Below are 17,556 nucleotides of genomic sequence, written 5' to 3'. Positions count from 1 at the left end.
CTTCGAATAGGCTTTATACAAGGAATCTTCTGGAATATTGTTTTCTAATCATGAGATGGTTTAATGTTAATTATTTCTAATTATTATGGTTGTATTAATCCTTTTATATTTTTAGTGGTGTCTTAGTTGTATAATACATTATCAAATTGTTGACCGATGAATCAAAAGGTGCGTTCTGTTGCTCGTTATAGGGGTGTTATGATGAGGCGGAGCTGGGAATTTAGGCTATTTGCTGTAGTTTCAGTGTTACTGATCGTTTTTTTGCAATATCTTTTGCAAGGAGGTATCGGGATGGGGGAACATCGCGTATCGCTTTCCGCTTCGCCACCTTGGTTAAGTACTTATTTCTTCAATATTGCCCAATCTTTTATGTTTGTTTTGGTTATCGGGGAGGTTATGGCGAGAGATAAACATCCGGATTATTTTCTATCTGCGGCAGGTGAAATTGTCGTGGATGACGAAGATCCGTTTTTTGATGATAATTGCTACGGAGATCATATCGCAACAGCCTACGTGAGGTTGCGGGAGAAAAAGAGAAGTACTGTATCCCGGCTTGCTTCTAATCCAGAAGCCGGTCGGTGCGAATTATGGATTTATATCCCGTGGATTATGCCTATGACTGTTTCTTCTGCTGAAGAGGCAATGCCGTGTTATGTAGTGCGGGATAAGGGTGGAGAACGGGAGATCGGCATTCATATGCTGAAACGGGGTGGGTGTTTTTAGATGAATGTGAACTTCCGGAAGGAGAAAACAGAGTAACTCTTTTACATAAAGGAACGGAAGGGCAACGCCTCATGGCCGATGCGGTAAAGTGGGTTCGGGTGAGAAGGGATTAAATCTGTCAGAGAATCTCGATGTGAATTGAATTTATAAAAAACTAACGTACTAAAATAAGACTTATGAAATTTCGAATGATAAAAACAATCGCTTGTTACGAGGCTAAGTTACTGAGACGGAATTGGGGATTCCGGATATTTGTTGTGATTGCTCTATTGGGAACATGGGGATTCCAATATATTGAACAAATTCAATTTTCATCTTGGTTTAAAATTGCAATGCCTGCCTCTTTGCCTTGGTTCAATACCTATGTTTATAATATCTTACAGTCATTGATGGTTCTATTTGTCGTGACGGATGTAATAAAAAGAGATCGGAAATGCGATTCAGGAATTGTGTTTACACTGTATCCGGTTTCTAACAGCGAACTTATTTTGGGAAAGATGTGGGGTATCTCCCGCATCTTCATCGGATTGAATTTTATTTCGCTATTATTAGCGGCTTCGATGAATGTTTTTTTCAGTTTGTCCCCTTTTGATCTTTGGTTGTACTTTTTTTATTTTTTGACCTTATCGTTCCCCTCCCTGATTTTTATGATCGGTTTTTCTTTTTTCATTTCTCGTTTGATAAGAGAACATATTTTTTCTTTGTTGCTATTGTTGTTGTTTTGGGGTGTAGCCTACTGGTATTTGCCGGAGATTTGTGGAGGAGCTTTTGATTTTTTTGCGATTGGAATTCCCAATCTTTTTTCTGATGTCACCGGACATCCGGCACTTTTTCTTTATCTGCTTCAACGCGTTTCGTTCATCGGAATTGGTTTGGGGATGCTGATGTTTTCTGTTCTATGGTTCAACCGGTTAACGGACGGGAAGGAGTTAAAGAGGCTAAGGATTCTGTCTTGCACACTGTTGACTGTCGGGATTATTTGTATGTTGGGGTGTTGTTACTCTTTTCTGCATGATAAGAGTATCAGAAAGAGGTATGCGGATACTTATGTAAAGTATGCGGATAAACTTGATTTGCGGGTGGAGAAATCCTCTATCGTTTACCGTCAGGAAGGGAATCGTATTTTTGTTTCCGCTCAATTGCAAGTAAGAAATACCGGTGTAAGCCGAATGCCGGAACTTATTTTTTACCTGAATCCGGGATTGTCGGTACGTCAATTATGGGACAATGGAAAAAATTTGGTTTTTCATAGGAAAAATCAGGTTATAGTGGTGCAAAAAGAACTTCAGCCAGGGGAGAATATAACGCTGAGGATAGAGTATGACGGCAAAATTGACGAGCGAATTTGTTATTTGGATATTTCGGATAAAGAATATGACCATGCGTATTGGCTGGATAAAAAATGGAGGTTCGGAAAGCGAAGCGCCTTTGTTGAGAATGGATATACCTTGTTACTTCCGGAGTGTTTGTGGTATCCGGTAGCTGTTCCTCCGGTAAACCTAAAGTCTTTGTATGCCACGGAGAAGAATTTTACAACCTATGATCTTCGCGTGTTTAATCCGGATCGTCGAATGGTGATTTCTCAGGGAAAAGCAGAGGAGGTGGGAGATACCGTTAAATTTACGCCGGAAAATAAATTGACGGGAATCACGTTGACTATGGGATCTTACGGTAAGAAATCCGTAAAGGTGGATAACGTGCTGTTGGAATGGTACTATTTTAAAGGGAGCGATCTTCTGATAAAGAAGGTTGAGAATCTTTCGGATTTTCTAATGCCGTTTTTGCAAAAACACTTGAAAGGATATCCGTTTCAGTATTTGAGAATAGTTGAAACTCCCGTTACGTTGACGTCTTACGTGAGAAATTGGAAAGGAGGGAGTGAAAATGCCCAACCGGAATTGCTGTTTTATCCCGAGCGGGGGAGTAAAATCTTAGCGATGTCGGATTATATTCAATTTCAAGAAGGTGTTGCGATGAACTTCGTGGGCGGAAATGAAATGATTCAAGAACCTAATGTGGATTTTATGCGATTGAGTATATTTTTAGAGTCCTCCTTTCTACGGGAATGGGCTGTACTGAGAGAGCTTGATTTGAATCGGCGCTTAAAATTATATTTGAGACAAGAAACAATAGGTGTTTTACAATCCACGACTATTCCTAATGATTATTCAATCTTACCTTTGTTTTCTGATTATCTGGGATTTATGAGTTCTGTCGATTATCCGGTGATGGATCGTATCATACAAACCATGTTAAAATTTCAGGAAGATAACGTTTCTTCAAGTATCATGAAAATGCCTCTTTTTTTAGGGATAGACGATTATCAACGGGCAATGGCTTACCTGACTTCGCATAGTTTGGAAGATGCATTGAATGATGAGACCCTACCTGTAGGGGTTATGACGGAAATAATCAATATAAAGGCCAGGGATTTGAAAAATAGAATCTCTACCTCTGTACCTTATACGGATCTGCATCGATTCTTAAATGATTTTAGAAGTTCTTATTTTTTTAGAGAGACTGATTTAAAACAATTCAAGCAAGCTTTTACAGATCGGTTTAAGGTAGATATTTCACAATGGTTGCCCGAATGGTATAAAAGTCGGCAAGCAGCTGGTTTAGTAATAAAGGATATAGGGGTCGATAAGGTAGAGAACGGAGAGGTGAAGGGATATCGTGGGCGAATGCGGGTGTATAATCCTTCAGAAGCAGATGGCGTTTTTTCTGTTATGGTCCGGGGTGGATATATAAATCATTTTATGATTAACAGGGGAGAAGCAAAAGAGATTCGATTTTTTGCCGAGAAGATGCCGAGGTTGATCTATGTAAATACCAATTTATCGCAAAACATTCCTCAGACCATTCGTTGGGTTTTCAATCCCACGATAAAAACGGCTGTTGTTTCGGATACGTCGCAAGGAATCTTTGATATCGATAAAAGATACTTTTTACCTGTTCCCGATGAAATTATAGTGGATAACGAAGATCCCGGATTTAACGTAAAGACGGCGGCTTCTAATCGACTTTTGGGGAATATGTCGAGTAGGAAAGAATACCAGTTGCCGATGAAAATTGTCTCTACGAGCTGGGCTCCCGGAATAGATGAAGGGTGTTATGGGGATATTGTGCGTAGTGCTTATGTGAAATTGGGAGGAGGAGAGAATAATCATGCTGTATGGACAGCAGAAATTCAGCAAGAGGGTGTGTATGAGTTATGGATACATGTGCCTGCTCTTCCTGCTTATGTTTATAACGGCTCGTTGGATGGGGACTGTTTACAATATTATGCGGTCCAGAATGGAGAAAAGAATGACGAGTTTAATATTAATGTAACGAAGGAACAAGGTTGGGTTTATGCCGGAGAGTATCGGCTTCCACAAGGAGAAAACCGTGTTGTATTGTTAGATAGGGCTCGGCAGCAGATGCGTCTTGTAGCCGATGCCATCAAATGGAAATATGTTAAAAAATAGCCTTTCCTGATTTATAAGTAATCTTTGAGGAGAAAGGGTATCTTTGATTATGTTGATATTGAATACACTACTGCAGTAATAATAAATGTTTTACTAAAATTAATGTTATGAAAACAAAAATTTTTTTTCAGAAGATGATAATGCTTCTTTTTGTTATTTGTTCTTTTCATATGGTGTCTTACGGGCAATCTTCCAGAATAACGGGTGTTGTGACGGATATGGCGGGCGAACCGTTAATAGGGGTTAATGTGCAAATAAAGCGGACTAATATAGGTACTATTACGGATTTTGATGGCAACTTTACAATCGTTGGCGTTATGCCGGGGGATACGTTGGTGTTTTCTTATATAGGGATGAAGAAAGTCGAAGTAGGAGTTAGAGGGCTTAGTGTGATTCATGTTGTTATGCGTGATGATTTTATGGTTTTGTCGACTGATACGTTTCAAAAAAGATTGCTGACTTTTTATAAAGATTGCGTCTTTTTTGATTATGACCGGTTTTTAAGGACGAGGATACAACCTCAGGTGTGTTAATTTTTAGGTGAATGTGTTGGGTACAAAAAGAAGAATGGTTATACTGTAGTATTGTATTCTGTTGATATATATTTGTTTCGAGGGTTGTCTTTAAATGAAAATTTGGACAACCTTCATTTTGTCGGGTAAGATGAGCCTGATACGGTGTTTTTGTGCTTTTGTAATAGGATAGAATATCGATTTTTTCGCCCAGGTGGTTTCTGCGAAATTTATAACGGGGAGTGAAATTGATGCTGAATTCGATGAACCAATGATCGGAGTTTCCATATCGATTGTCGGGACGACAAAAAGGAGAGTTCCTGAGTTGGACGGTATTGATCCAATAGTCCGTTAATTATTAGATATATGGCGAAAAGATGATTTTTTTATTATTTTTTTCGTGTTTCATTCATCCCGTATTGTGCTTTGCGGTGTCTTAAGATAAAATTAGAAGATAAGTTATGGTAGTAGATAGAGCCAGGCTGTTGGCCGAAATTATTATACGGGTTAAATTGCGGAGAGCTTCTTTGGAGGAGAGGGAAGAGTTGGGAAAGTGGTTGGACGAAAGCGATGAGAATCGTCAATTGTATAAAAGTATTATTCGGGGAGAGAGTATCGCAAAGCGATTGAAGTTAGAAGATGAAATCAATCGGACCACGAGTTTCGATGAGGTTCACAAAGAAATCTCCGGAAAACTTCTCGCCGGGAAAAGACAGAAGAGATATTTTGTATTAGGGGGAAGCGTTGTTGCGGCCAGTGTTGTCGTTGCGTGTATGCTGTTGATTTTTGGATTGGAAAAACAACAAAAGGAATCTTCTCCGGTTATGGCCGGACAAGAAAAGGTTGAAATCAATCCGGCAAAAGGGAAAGTAATGTTAGTGCTGGAGAACGGGAAGCAGATTAATTTGAGTAATTCTTTACCGGATACTTTGCACCTCTCTTCTGTCGCTATGATCGGGGAAAAGGGCAAACTATCTTATAGAATGACAGCTGATTCTTTGCCTGTCGAGGAAGTTATACATAAAATTGTCACAACTGTTGGCGGAGATTATCAATTAGTGTTGAGTGATGGTACGAAAGTGTGGCTTAATGCAGAGTCTGAAATTGATTATCCGATTGAGTTTTTGGGAGATAAGAGAGAAGTGTTTTTAAAAGGGGAGGCTTATTTTGAGGTTGCACCTGATCCGGAAAAACCTTTTATTGTAAAAACGACTTCCATGCAGACAAGAGTGTTGGGTACTTCTTTTAATATTAATGCTTATGAAAATGAGCCTAATGTTTATACCACTTTGTTGACGGGAAAGGTAGAGGTGATGTTGAACAAGAGGGGAAATGCCTCTCCGGTTGTATTAAAACCAGCCATGCAACTGAAATTAGATAAGGAGAGTGGAGATTTTTCCGTGGAAAAGGTACGGGTGGAAGAGATTACCGCTTGGCGTTATGGCGTATTCATGTTTGCTGAAGATGATATAGAGGTGGTTACTCGGATGCTGAGTCGCTGGTACGATGTGAAGTTTGTCTTTGACGGTGAACGGAAAGGTCCCCATACTTTTAGCGGACGAATGAGTAAAGATGACAAATTGAACGAAATATTGAAAATGCTTACCTTAACGGGAGGGCCGGAATTTAAGATCGAAGGAAATACAGTGCATATCATAGAGAAATAGAATACCGGAAATGCTTTGGCGAGCATTTCCGGCTTAAAAAACCTTGTTGATAGCAAGGTGTGTGTTTAATTAAAACGTAACAAAAGTATGAAAAAAAACTACAAACCGAAAAGGTTCTGTAGACTTTTGGTGACTTGTAGAGTATTGTTTTGCAGTATTTTGCTGTTAGGTATTACTGCGGCGCTTACAAGTTCACCGGTCTACGGACAACAAAACTCCAAACGATTTTCTTTAAAGCTTGCTCAAGTTAGTGTGTTGGATGCACTACGGGAAATCAACCGATTGAGCGATAATTCAGTTGTATTTAAGAAGGAGGAAGTGGAGAAGGAAACGGTAAAAGTAACAGTAGATTTAAACAATGTTACTACTCTTCAGGCTGTTCAAGCTTGTATCAAAAACACAAATTTGGAATGCAGAGAATTGAACGGTAAGGTTGTGGTGGGACCTAAAAAAGCACCGGTTTCCATTACAATTACTGGTACGGTGAAAGATAAAGAAGGGCAACCGTTACCGGGAGCTACAGTTGTTGTTGCGGGAGATTCTTTGCATTTGGGAACAAGTACGACGATTGACGGGACTTATACTTTAACCGTTCCGAGCGCAGTAAAATCTTTGATTTATTCATTTATCGGTTATAAGTCGCAAAGCGTAGTGATCGGTAACCGTACCGTGATTAACGTTGTACTGGAAGAAGATGTTAAAGAGGTAGAGGAGGTGGTTGTAACCGGTATGTTTACTCGTAAAGCAAATACTTATGCCGGGTCTGCCGTTACGCTAACGTCAAAAGACATCGTTCGTACCGGTAGTTCGAATCTGTTTCAAAGTTTGAAGAACCTGGACCCGGCTTTGTTTATTATGGATAACCTGGATATGGGATCGAATCCGAATAGTTTACCGCAAATGCAAATGCGTGGTGTATCCAGTTTTCCGATAGAAGAGACTGGAATTCAGCTTAAAGGTAACTACCAGAACAATCCCAATCAACCGTTATTTATATTGGACGGATTTAATACCACGGTAGAACGTGTAATGGATATGGACATGAACCGGATCGAGAGTGTTACTTTATTGAAGGATGCCGCGGCGAAAGCAATTTACGGTTCTAAAGCTGCTAATGGGGTAGTGGTTATAACGACTAAACGCGTAACGGGAACTCAGCAATTGGTAACCTATACGGGAAGTGTCGATATTGAGATGCCGGACTTGACCAGTTATAATTTATGTAATGCTGCGGAAAAATTAGAAGCCGAGAGGATAGACGGTATGTACGATTATAAAAATATGGACGAGGAGATCAGGTATTCTCAACTGTATGAGGAGAGAAAGCAACTCATTGCCGCCGGTTTGGATACTTATTGGCTTTCCAAACCTTTACGCACGGGCGTCGGACATAAACACAATCTTTCGGTCCAATTGGGAGACCAGAACCTGCAGGCATTGTTCAGTTTGACATACAATCAGGTGAAGGGAGTCATGAAAGGATCCGATCGTAGAAATATTATCGGAGAGATCGATCTTTCTTATCGCAAGGATAATTTGTTATTCAGAAATAATGCTTCCATAACGAGCAATAAGAGTAATGATTCTCCTTATGGGGCATTCAGTAAATATGCACAAATGAATCCTTATTGGAGAGCCAAGGATCCGGACACGGGAGAAGTGGCCCGTTGGGCTTATACCGGTCAAGGAGCTTCGGTTGCCAACCCTATGTACGATGCTGAAATCGGAACGCTTTACCAGCAATCCTATGTTGAGTTTGTCAATAATTTTGAAATCGAGTGGAGACCTATACAAGCTTTGATTTTAAGAGGAGGAATTACGTTAGGCCTAAAGAGAAATGACGGAGATGAATTTTTACCCGCAACTCACTCTTCATTTGCCGATATTAATAAGTACTCTTCTACCGAAGATCAATTGCGTAAAGGTTCTTACCGGATCGATGAGGGTAAAAGCAGTACCATTTCTGCTAATATAAATGCGACTTATTCTGCGACATTTGCGGATCGTCATAATATCTTCTTGAACTTTAGAACGGAGATAGGAGAAGATAAAAGTCAGGCTTATGTATTTCAGGCAGAGGGATTCCCTAATAATCAGATTGCCGATATCACTTTCGCGCGTCAATATGCAAAAGATTCCCGTCCTTACGGTAGTTCTTCCTGGAATAGGAATTTAAGTTTCGTACTTGCCGGCGGGTATAACTTCGATAATCGTTATTTATTGGACTTCAGTGCCAGAGAGGATGCTTCTTCTTTATACGGTAATGACAATCGCTGGGCTTTAGGTTGGTCTTTGGCTTTAGGTTGGAACCTGCATAACGAGAAATTTTTCAAAAACGATATTGTTCAACAGTTTAAGTTACGGGCGTCTATCGGAGTAACCGGAAACCAGAATTTCTATAACAATGAAGCAGTTGCAACCTATGAGTATTACACGACGGATAATTATTTGGGAATGACGGGAGCCCAGGTTGCACGTATGGCTAATCCTCAGTTGAAGGGTGAACAGAAGAAAGACTATAACGTGGGATTTGATGCCATTATTTACAAGGCTAATATTCGTTTTGACTATTACTGGGCGGATACCAAGAATATGTTGACGGATGTTTCTGTCTCTACATCGACCGGTTTCTCTACCGTGAAAGATAATTTGGGTTTGGTCCGGAATCAGGGTATCGAGGCCTATTTGACTTATAGCGTATTTCAGACTAATAAGGGTTTCTTGCAGTTGTTCGGTTCTTTGACGACCACGACGAACAAGATTATCCGCCTGTCGGAAAGTATGAAAACGTATAATGCATTGCGGGATAAGATGGCAGCCGATAAGGGAAATAATAAACCGGTAACAAAATATGTGGACGGTGAATCCATGAATACGATATGGGCTGTTCGTTCTTTGGGTATCGATCCTCAAACGGGAAACGAGGTTTATGTGAAACGCAACGGGGAATTGACCTATACGTATGACGAGAACGATCAGGTACCGGCCGGAAACTCTTTGGAAAAATACAGGGGGACTTTCGGTTTTAATGCCGAATACAAAGGATTCGGATTAAGTACGACTTTCCGTTATGCTACCGGCTACCAGAAATACAATTCGACCTTAGTAGAACGGGTAGAAAACGTGGATATGAACTATAACGTGGATAAGCGGGCTTTATACGGTCGTTGGAAAGAACCGGGACAGGTCGCACAGTTCAAACGTTTGGGAACATTCCAATATGACGGCGATGCGCAGGCATATCAGGAAAAGACACGTCCCACGACACGCTTTGTACAAGATGAAAGTTTACTTACCTGGGGAGCTTTGAATGTTTATTATGAATTCCAGCCTGATGTTCTTAAATCTCTTAGAATGAGTAGATTGAAAATTTCTTTTAACATGAATGATATTGCTACCTTCTCTTCTGTCAAGGTAGAGCGGGGATATAGTTATCCGTTTGCCAGAACCATGTCATTCTCTCTTATAGGATCATTTTAAATAAATAGGATATGAAACGAATAACACAATATATAACTTTGTTTATCCTCTTCTTTTCTGTTACGTCATGTAACGATTGGTTGGATGTAACGCCTGCCTCACAGGTCCCAGAAGAGGATCAGTTTAAAGATGAGCCCGGATTTCGACAAGCGTTGATCGGTTGCTATATCGGAATGGCCAGTGAAACCTTGTACGGTAAAAACCTGAGTTGGTACGTACTGGATGTACAGGACGGAAAATATGATTTGTATCCTTCGGCTCAGGTTTATCCGATGGCTGCTTATCAATATAAACATGTGAGAGCCACTCCTATCATCGATGCGGTTTGGTTGAACGCGTATAACATCATTGCTAATGCGAATAACGCCCTGAAATTTATTGAAAAGAGATCGAATGTTTTAGATCCGGTCTCTTATAAGGTGATAAAAGGAGAGTTATTGGCTATTCGGGCGATGTTACACTTCGACCTGATGCGTATTTACGGTTACGGAGATTTGGCCTCCCGTACGGATAAAGAGACAAAGCTCACCATTCCTTATGTGAAAGAGTACAAGAAAGAGACAACGGAACAATTGTCTTATAAAAAGACCATAGATTTGATCGTGGCCGATTTAAAAGAGGCGTTGGATTTGTTGGAAGAGGAAGATCCGATCACGAAAAAGCATACGGATGACTATTATGATAATTTGAATGACGACGGATTTTATAGTGATCGTACCTATCGTTTGAATTATTTTGCCGTAAAAGCGTTGTTAGCCAGGGTATACATGTGGGAAGGTAGCGATGCCTCTTTGTTGTTGGCCCGGGAGGAAGCTAAAAAGGTGATTGAAGAGGGAGAAAAGGTCAATCTTTACACGTGGGTGACGAATGATAACATTTCCTCGAATTTGATTCTTTCTACGGAACATATCGCTTCTTTGAACGTGTTGACCCTGTCGGACAAGATTTCCGGGTATTTCAAATTGAATTTTACGGATACGGATTATGAGCAGATCAAATTGTCAGAGGAGGGAGTACAGAGTATTTTTGATGAAAGCGGAGCGGGTAGTAATGCCGATTTCCGGGGATCATCCAAAATGTTGTTCCCTGCTTCCAATGGCTATTATGTGCCTTTGAAATTAGCTCAGGACCGGGCTATCAGCGGTACCGATTGTTTGAACAGAATCCCGCTGGTACGTATTTCGGAGATGTACCTGATCGTGGCGGAAACTTATTTGAAGGGAACGGATATTAACACAACCGAAGCGGCCAAATATTTAACGACGTTGCGTGAGAATCGTTCTAATTTCATTGATATCTCAGGTTATACCCGGGACCAGTTGTTGACTTGTTTGACGAACGAATACAGGCGTGAGTTCCTGTGTGAAGGTGTGACCTTCCTTTATTACAAGCGTATCGGAGAAGTGAATATTCCGAATTTGTCTACTCCGATGAGTGATGAGACTTATGTATGGCCCTATCCGGAGGCAGAAAGTGGAATGGGTCTTGTTCAATAAGTTTAATAGCATAAATTCAAAGTTATGAATAAATTAAGATTTATATATACGATGTGTATATTCGCTTTGGGATTGCTTGTTGCAGGATGTTCCAAAGAGGAAATACCTACTTATAACGAGGAGTTTCCTTCGGTTACTTTTCCGTGGACGGGAATAGGAATAAAAACCTATCCGGGATATAATACTACTACAAAGAAATTTGAGAAAGTATACTCTTTCTGGTCGGACCCGAACGAGGAGAAAGTCATTGTCGATATTCCGTTGGAAGTGATAGGGGACGTACGGAGTTACGACCGGAAAGTGAATTGTACGCTTGATCTGGACAGTTGTACGTTAATAGAGGGTTCTTATAAAATTCTGGAGGCGGTGGTTCCGGCAGGAGAGGCATTCGGTAAGATCTCGATCGAGGTTACCAAATTGCCGGCTTTGGAGACGGAAACTTGTGTACTGGAACTGGTGTTGACAACTTCGGATGATTTTGCAAAAGGACCGAAAGAGTATATTCGGGCAAAGTTTATGTTTGATAACCAGTTGCCGATGCCGAGATCCGGAACATTCTATTGCCGTACTTACAACTATTTGATTGCTGCAGGTCAGAGTATGAATTTAGCTAATTATAACTATTATAGTAAAAATGCTCATAAGGCGATATTGGAAGCTTTGGACTGGCCTTGGGAATCCGATAAATGGCCGGCATATAATAACCGTGATCCGCTCGGACTGACCTTCTACTCTACCGCTCAAACCAACGCCTATTACGATTTGCTGAATGCTTATTTGGAGGCTTACGAGGAAGTACACGGAGAGCCTTTGTTGCATGACGGAGGATTGGCGAAAGGACAACCGGTTAAGGCAAGAAAGTTTTAATTTAACAGATCAAAGATTATTCATATGAAAAATATATTTTATCTATTGGTACTTTTATTGAGTAGTGGCCTTTGGTCATGTTATGACGATAAAAGTACTTACGATACAGAAAAACTTCCGGAAATAAAGATTAACTTGGAAAATATTTCCGAGGTCCAGAATGTTAATTATTTGGGGAATCTTAAATTAGATATACCCATTACAAAAAACGGGCAGGCAAATCATCCGGATTTGGGATATTTGTGGAAGATCCAGTTAGGAACCTCCTCTTTGGATTACGTGACGGAAGAGTTGTCTCATGAAAGAATATTGGATGTTACGGCTACTATGCCGATCAATGCGGGGGGATATAAACTTTTGTTAACGGTAACGGATTCTGCGACTACTTTGCAGTATTTTGCTTCCTTTACGGTGGTGGTGACGAGTGAGTTCGGAGAAGGACTTGTGGTTGCTCACTCTCGCGACGGACAAACTTCCGATCTCTCTTTGGTGATGGACGAGAATCTGACGAAGGATTTTACCGGAGAGAGGAAGGTGATTTCCGATATTTACGCCTCCAAAGGAGAGGTATTCCCGGATAAAATCAAAAATATGATGTACACCGTTTCCGGATCCACCTATGGAAATTATCGGAATATTTTATGGGTAGCGGGAGAAAAAGGAGCTTACCGGATTGACGTGGAGGATTACTCCTACACGGATACCAAGAGTATTGTACCCATGGCGGATGCCTCTTTTGAAGCAGATGCTTTTTATCCTTCCATACAAGCTACTCTTATGGTTGCCAATCATCAGGTTTATCAACATAATCGTCAAAACGACAATATGTTCGTTAAACCGGAAAAGGTTACTAACGTGTTAGGCCTTGAGTCCAATCATGTAGATAATGCGATTCTTGCGGCTGTTGCCGGAGACTTTGCCGGACATCGGGCCGGCGCCGTGTGGTATGATTCTCAAATGGGGTGTTTTGCCCGTTTTAACTCTTTGTTTGCGGCTCCGAAATGTCAATTATTCAGTTCTTCGGAATATAACCAAACTTTCCCGTTCGATCCTTCCAATATCCGGGGTAAAGAAGCCGTAGCGGGAGGCGTGATGGAAAGAGACGGTTTGGCTATGGTATTGCGGGATAAAACGACTCAGGAGTACGAAATATATATTTTTAAAACGCAGAATTCGAACTATGATCTGGTAGCTCCGACTCCTTACGCTCTGTATCAGGTGCCGGCCGGATTGAAAAGCATCATGGATGCGGCGGTTTCTTATACTTTCAGCTCGGTTGACCCGATTATGTACGTGGCAACGGAAACGGATGTTTATGCCGTTAGGATGTCATTGGGTTCGTTGACTTATGAATCCAAATATACGGTTGCCGACGGAGAGAAGATCACTATCGTCCAATTCTATCAGCAAGGACGTTACACGATGAGTCCGTCTGATTTTGATGGAGATGTTTCCTCTTTGGTTCCCTTGAATGCGAAAGCCGTATTGATCGCCACGCAAGCAGGAGAGGCCGGAAAGGTTTATTTAGTTCCGCAAAAGGATTTGGGAACGGGTAATCTGGATAAAGGAAAACAAATAACTTATGACGGATTCGGTATAATCTCAAATATCGTTGTCCAAGGAAAATAATTTTTATAAGTAGGTAAGCAGTAGCTGCTTACCTACTTATTCATTTCGTATATAATTGCTGTGTATTAAAGATTTTGTTCCGTTTGGGCCTGCTTTTTCATAAAAGGCGGAAAGGGGAGGGTATAGCCTGAAATAACGGCACAATCAGGTTTGAAATATATTTTTTTTCCGGTTGGCAGTAGGGGTAAAGAAGTTTCCGATAATTGTCGGAAAGGTGTGTCGGGGATATGATTTGTATTGTAATCGTACATGATAGAATGATCGGGGTGTGTATGTAATCAAAAGTATTTGTGGAAGAAACCATTGTAAAAGTGGAGAATCTATTCCCGTCGAAGAGTTGCGTGCCGTTCAAGGCGTGTCGGCCGTGGAAGTTAAATTGATAGTTATGTGGCGGTCCCTTTTGAAGAGCTCCTCATGTAGTTGCTAATCGAAATAAAAAGAATATTCGATGTAATATATAATGTAATTCAAATAAATTTATGGAAGAATCAGTAGTAAGAGTAGAGCATTTGTCTCATCGTTACAGCGTTCAATGGGCGATCCGGGACATTAATTTCGAGATATACCAGAAGGGTATTCTCGGTTTGTTAGGTTCGAACGGTGCCGGCAAGTCGACAACGATGAACATTATGTGCGGAGTTTTGAACCAGACAGAGGGTGAGGTTTACATCAATGGAATCAATTTCCGGGATAATCCGATAGCGGCAAAGATGAACATCGGTTTTTTACCGCAGAAACCGCCATTGTATACTGATTTGACGGTTCGTGAGTACCTTGCTTATTGTGCGGAGTTACGTTCCGTTGAACCGAGAAAGATAAAAGCAGCCGTAGACACGGCTATGGCCAAATGTGGTATCACTCATTTCAATAAACGTTTGTTGAAGAACCTGTCGGGCGGTTATCAACAACGCGTAGGCATTGCTCAGGCGATCATCCACAACCCTAAATTCGTGGTTCTCGACGAACCTACCAACGGTTTGGACCCGAATCAGATCCTCGAAATCCGAGAACTGATTAAAGAGATCGCTTACGATCGTTCGGTATTGCTGTCGACTCACATATTGTCGGAGGTACAGGCTACTTGCGATCATATCAAGATGATAGAGAAGGGTAACCTCGTCTTTTCAGGGACGATGGAAGAGTTTAACAATTATGTTCAACCCAACACTTTCGTCGTGGTAATGAAAAACCCTCCGGCAATCGAGATGTTGCGGGAAATACCGGGAATCGATCGGGTTGAAGAAGTCAGTCAAAACAGTTACCGTATGTGGTTTACCCGTGATAGTGACGTGACTCGCGAAGTGGTAGAGTTGAGTGTTTCCCGCGGTTGGGAGTTAAGCGAGATCACGGTAGAACGTAGCTCGTTGGATGAAGTATTCGCCCGCCTGTCCGGGAAAGTAAAGATGAATAGTCGTTTGTCATGAGAAAGATATACAAGATAGCGATAACAGAGTTACGTACTCTGTTTTATTCCCCGGTGGCATGGTTGATCCTGGTGATTTTCACCGTTCAGGCAGCTATGTCTTACACGGGTTTAATCGATACCATGTTGACACAACAGTTTTCCCGTCCGTTATGGTACAGTATCGTACGTGAGCTTTTTACACGAAGTTTCAGTCTTTACCCGACGATGCTTGGCAACCTTTACCTCTACATCCCTTTATTGACGATGGGGTTGATGAGTCGGGAGTACAGCAGCGGTTCCATAAAATTATTATATTCGTCACCGGTTTCGACGACTCAAATCGTTTTGGGGAAATACTTGTCGATGATGCTTTATAATTTGATTCTTGGAGGAATTTTGCTGGTATTTGTGTTCTTAACGGGTTTTAATGTTCCTAATTTTGACTACACGTTGGCTTTGAGTGGTGTTTTAGGGCTTTACCTTGTTGTTTGCGCTTACGCGGCGATCGGTCTTTTCATGTCCTGTCTCACCTCTTATCAGGTGGTGGCGGCAGTTTCAACACTTGCAGTCTTGGCTTTTTTAAATTACGTCGGCCGGTTGGGGCAGGATATCCCCCTTGTTCGGGATATCACTTACTGGTTGTCCATCCAGGGGCGTTCCTCGCAGATGATCGAGGGGCTAATCACGAGCGAGGACGTCTTGTATTTTCTGATCGTTATCGGTTTGTTCCTTTCTTTATCCGTGATTAAGATTCTCTCGGGTAAGAAACGTAATAAAGGTTTGATCGTGACCAGATACTTCGTTGTGACTTTTCTGGCTTTATTTTTGGGCTACCTGAGTTCCCGTCCCGTCTTCAAGTTTTATTATGACGCCTCGGCGACCAAGTTAAACACGCTGGCCCAGGCAAGCCGGGAGGTGATGGAGAAGATGGACGGAGGTTTGACGGTCACTACTTACGTTAACCTCCTGGAGAGTCATTACCTTTACGGTATCCCCTCGGGAGTGAACGGAGATAAAGATCGTTTTAAAGAGTACACTCGTTTCAAGCCCAGGATGAAGATGAAATACGTTTATTATTATAAGGACGTGAAGGACTCGAATAATTACCTGACCGAGCGTTTCTCTGGATTGACGGAGCGCCAGAAAGCGGAGAAGGTGGCGGTGGCTAATGACTTGAATATGAAAATGTTCTTAACACCTGAAGAACTTTCGCACCAGATCGATCTATCGGGAGAGAATTATCGTTTCGTTCGCGTGATCGAGCGAGACAACGGTCGGAAGACTTTCTTGCGTGTTTATGATGACGGTTACGTTTTTCCTAATGAGGCGGAGATTTCGACGGCAATGAAACGACTGGTGACAGATGTCCCGGTGGTGGCTTTCGTCGTGGGGCATGGCGAGCGTGATATACGCAAAGCCGGAGACCGGGATTATTATACCTTTGCGCAGAGCCCTACTTTCCGTCACTCGTTGATCAACAAGGGTTTTGATACGGAAGTGCTCGATTTATCGAAAGTCGGAGAGGTGTCGCCGGAGGTGGACGTTTTGGTTATTCCCGATCCATACACGGCTTTCTCGAGTGATGATATCGATAAATTGAATCGCTATATCGATCGCGGGGGTAATTTGGTCATAGCAGGAGAACCTGCCAAGCAGTCGATTATGAACCCGATTACGCGTATGCTGGGGGTAGAATTCATACCCGGAGAGCTTGTCCAACCGACGGGAGTTTATAATGATAATCTGCTGATTTGTCGATTCAATGAAGAGGGCGTGAACGTGATGACCTCTTATAAAAATTTGTTAAACCGTTACGGTATCGTGATGCCCGGCGCTTCAGCACTCTCTTTTGACACGACACGCGGTTTCCGGGTAGCACCTGTTTTGACGACCTCCGGGGAGGGGAGTTGGAACGAGCTCGAAGGTGGCGATAAGGCGGTCTTTAACCCCCGGGTTGGCGAGGTCCAGGGTGCTTACCCGACGATGCTTGCTTTAACGCGACAGGTCGGCGATCGAGAACAACGGATCGTGGTGTTGGGTGATGCCGATTGTATCAGTAACTCGGAGTTGTTGATGAATCGCATCGGTGTTCAGACGTCTAATTTCTCCTTGATTACGGGTATGTTCCGGTGGTTGAGTTACGGTGAGTTTCCGTTATCGATCACTCGTCCGGCGTTTAAAGACACGGTTCTGGAGTTGACACGCGAAGGAATGCCGCTGACGAGTTTATTATTGACATGGATATTCCCTGCCTTGTTCGTTTTGGGAGGAGTGGGTGTTTGGATGAAAAGAAGGTTGGGTTAAATA

General features: G+C 41.9%; 11 protein-coding genes. All 11 read left to right on the top strand.

Annotated features, from left to right (window positions below):
- Nucleotides 1–156 precede the first annotated feature (156 nt).
- The 11 genes from DMB45_RS08435 (at nucleotide 157) to DMB45_RS08385 (ending at nucleotide 17,553) form a co-directional block, all read left to right on the top strand.
- Nucleotides 157–723: a hypothetical protein gene (locus DMB45_RS08435; RefSeq protein WP_041505382.1), complete on the top strand. Its 567-nt coding sequence runs from the start codon at nucleotides 157–159 to the stop codon at nucleotides 721–723.
- Nucleotides 714–836 (top strand): hypothetical protein, encoded by a 123-nt coding sequence (locus DMB45_RS14995; RefSeq protein WP_262509242.1) that lies wholly within the window; start codon nucleotides 714–716, stop codon nucleotides 834–836. Before DMB45_RS08435 ends, DMB45_RS14995 begins: the two co-directional genes overlap by 10 nt.
- 63 nt (nucleotides 837–899) lie before the next feature.
- Entirely contained in the window at nucleotides 900–4,193 is a 3,294-nt protein-coding gene (locus DMB45_RS08430; protein ID WP_110688662.1) for a golvesin C-terminal-like domain-containing protein, read from the top strand.
- Between the two features lie 107 nt (nucleotides 4,194–4,300).
- Nucleotides 4,301–4,726: a carboxypeptidase-like regulatory domain-containing protein gene (locus DMB45_RS08425; protein WP_041502178.1), complete on the top strand. Its 426-nt coding sequence runs from the start codon at nucleotides 4,301–4,303 to the stop codon at nucleotides 4,724–4,726.
- 440 nt (nucleotides 4,727–5,166) lie between these two features.
- On the top strand, nucleotides 5,167–6,372 hold the full coding sequence (locus tag DMB45_RS08420) for a FecR family protein (RefSeq protein WP_041502177.1): 1,206 nt from the start codon (nucleotides 5,167–5,169) through the stop codon (nucleotides 6,370–6,372).
- Nucleotides 6,373–6,459: 87 nt separating this feature from the next.
- Nucleotides 6,460–9,852 carry a SusC/RagA family TonB-linked outer membrane protein gene (locus DMB45_RS08415; protein ID WP_052634361.1) on the top strand — a complete coding sequence of 1,131 codons (3,393 nt, stop codon included), beginning with the start codon at nucleotides 6,460–6,462 and terminating at the stop codon, nucleotides 9,850–9,852.
- Between the two features lie 11 nt (nucleotides 9,853–9,863).
- Nucleotides 9,864–11,348, top strand: a complete 1,485-nt coding sequence (locus tag DMB45_RS08410; RefSeq protein ID WP_041502176.1) for a RagB/SusD family nutrient uptake outer membrane protein — start codon at nucleotides 9,864–9,866, stop codon at nucleotides 11,346–11,348.
- A gap of 24 nt (nucleotides 11,349–11,372) precedes the next feature.
- On the top strand, nucleotides 11,373–12,215 hold the full coding sequence (locus DMB45_RS08405) for a DUF4843 domain-containing protein (protein ID WP_110688661.1): 843 nt from the start codon (nucleotides 11,373–11,375) through the stop codon (nucleotides 12,213–12,215).
- A gap of 24 nt (nucleotides 12,216–12,239) precedes the next feature.
- Nucleotides 12,240–13,844, top strand: coding sequence for a PKD-like family lipoprotein (locus DMB45_RS08400; protein WP_110688660.1), 1,605 nt, complete (start codon nucleotides 12,240–12,242; stop codon nucleotides 13,842–13,844).
- Nucleotides 13,845–14,323: 479 nt separating this feature from the next.
- Nucleotides 14,324–15,268, top strand: a complete 945-nt coding sequence (locus DMB45_RS08390; protein ID WP_041502173.1) for an ABC transporter ATP-binding protein — start codon at nucleotides 14,324–14,326, stop codon at nucleotides 15,266–15,268.
- Nucleotides 15,265–17,553, top strand: coding sequence for a Gldg family protein (locus DMB45_RS08385; RefSeq protein WP_110688658.1), 2,289 nt, complete (start codon nucleotides 15,265–15,267; stop codon nucleotides 17,551–17,553). The genes DMB45_RS08390 and DMB45_RS08385 overlap by 4 nt, the downstream gene beginning before the upstream one ends.
- Nucleotides 17,554–17,556 lie beyond the last annotated feature (3 nt).

Source organism: Sanguibacteroides justesenii (assembly GCF_003204205.1).
In the GTDB taxonomy this organism is placed as follows: Bacteria; Bacteroidota; Bacteroidia; order Bacteroidales; family Marinifilaceae; genus Gabonibacter; species Gabonibacter massiliensis.
This window is presented reverse-complemented; position numbering and strand designations above follow the sequence as displayed.

What these genes read in the sequence shown, in the direction of transcription:
- DMB45_RS08410 (WP_041502176.1), top strand. Translation starts at nt 9,864, where the DNA reads ATGAAACGAATAACACAATATATAACTTTGTTTATCCTCTTCTTTTCT.
- DMB45_RS08415 (WP_052634361.1), top strand. Translation starts at nt 6,460, where the DNA reads ATGAAAAAAAACTACAAACCGAAAAGGTTCTGTAGACTTTTGGTGACT.
- DMB45_RS08420 (WP_041502177.1), top strand. Translation starts at nt 5,167, where the DNA reads ATGGTAGTAGATAGAGCCAGGCTGTTGGCCGAAATTATTATACGGGTT.
- DMB45_RS08425 (WP_041502178.1), top strand. Translation starts at nt 4,301, where the DNA reads ATGAAAACAAAAATTTTTTTTCAGAAGATGATAATGCTTCTTTTTGTT.
- DMB45_RS08430 (WP_110688662.1), top strand. Translation starts at nt 900, where the DNA reads ATGAAATTTCGAATGATAAAAACAATCGCTTGTTACGAGGCTAAGTTA.
- DMB45_RS08390 (WP_041502173.1), top strand. Translation starts at nt 14,324, where the DNA reads ATGGAAGAATCAGTAGTAAGAGTAGAGCATTTGTCTCATCGTTACAGC.
- DMB45_RS08435 (WP_041505382.1), top strand. Translation starts at nt 157, where the DNA reads ATGAATCAAAAGGTGCGTTCTGTTGCTCGTTATAGGGGTGTTATGATG.
- DMB45_RS08385 (WP_110688658.1), top strand. Translation starts at nt 15,265, where the DNA reads ATGAGAAAGATATACAAGATAGCGATAACAGAGTTACGTACTCTGTTT.
- DMB45_RS08400 (WP_110688660.1), top strand. Translation starts at nt 12,240, where the DNA reads ATGAAAAATATATTTTATCTATTGGTACTTTTATTGAGTAGTGGCCTT.
- DMB45_RS08405 (WP_110688661.1), top strand. Translation starts at nt 11,373, where the DNA reads ATGAATAAATTAAGATTTATATATACGATGTGTATATTCGCTTTGGGA.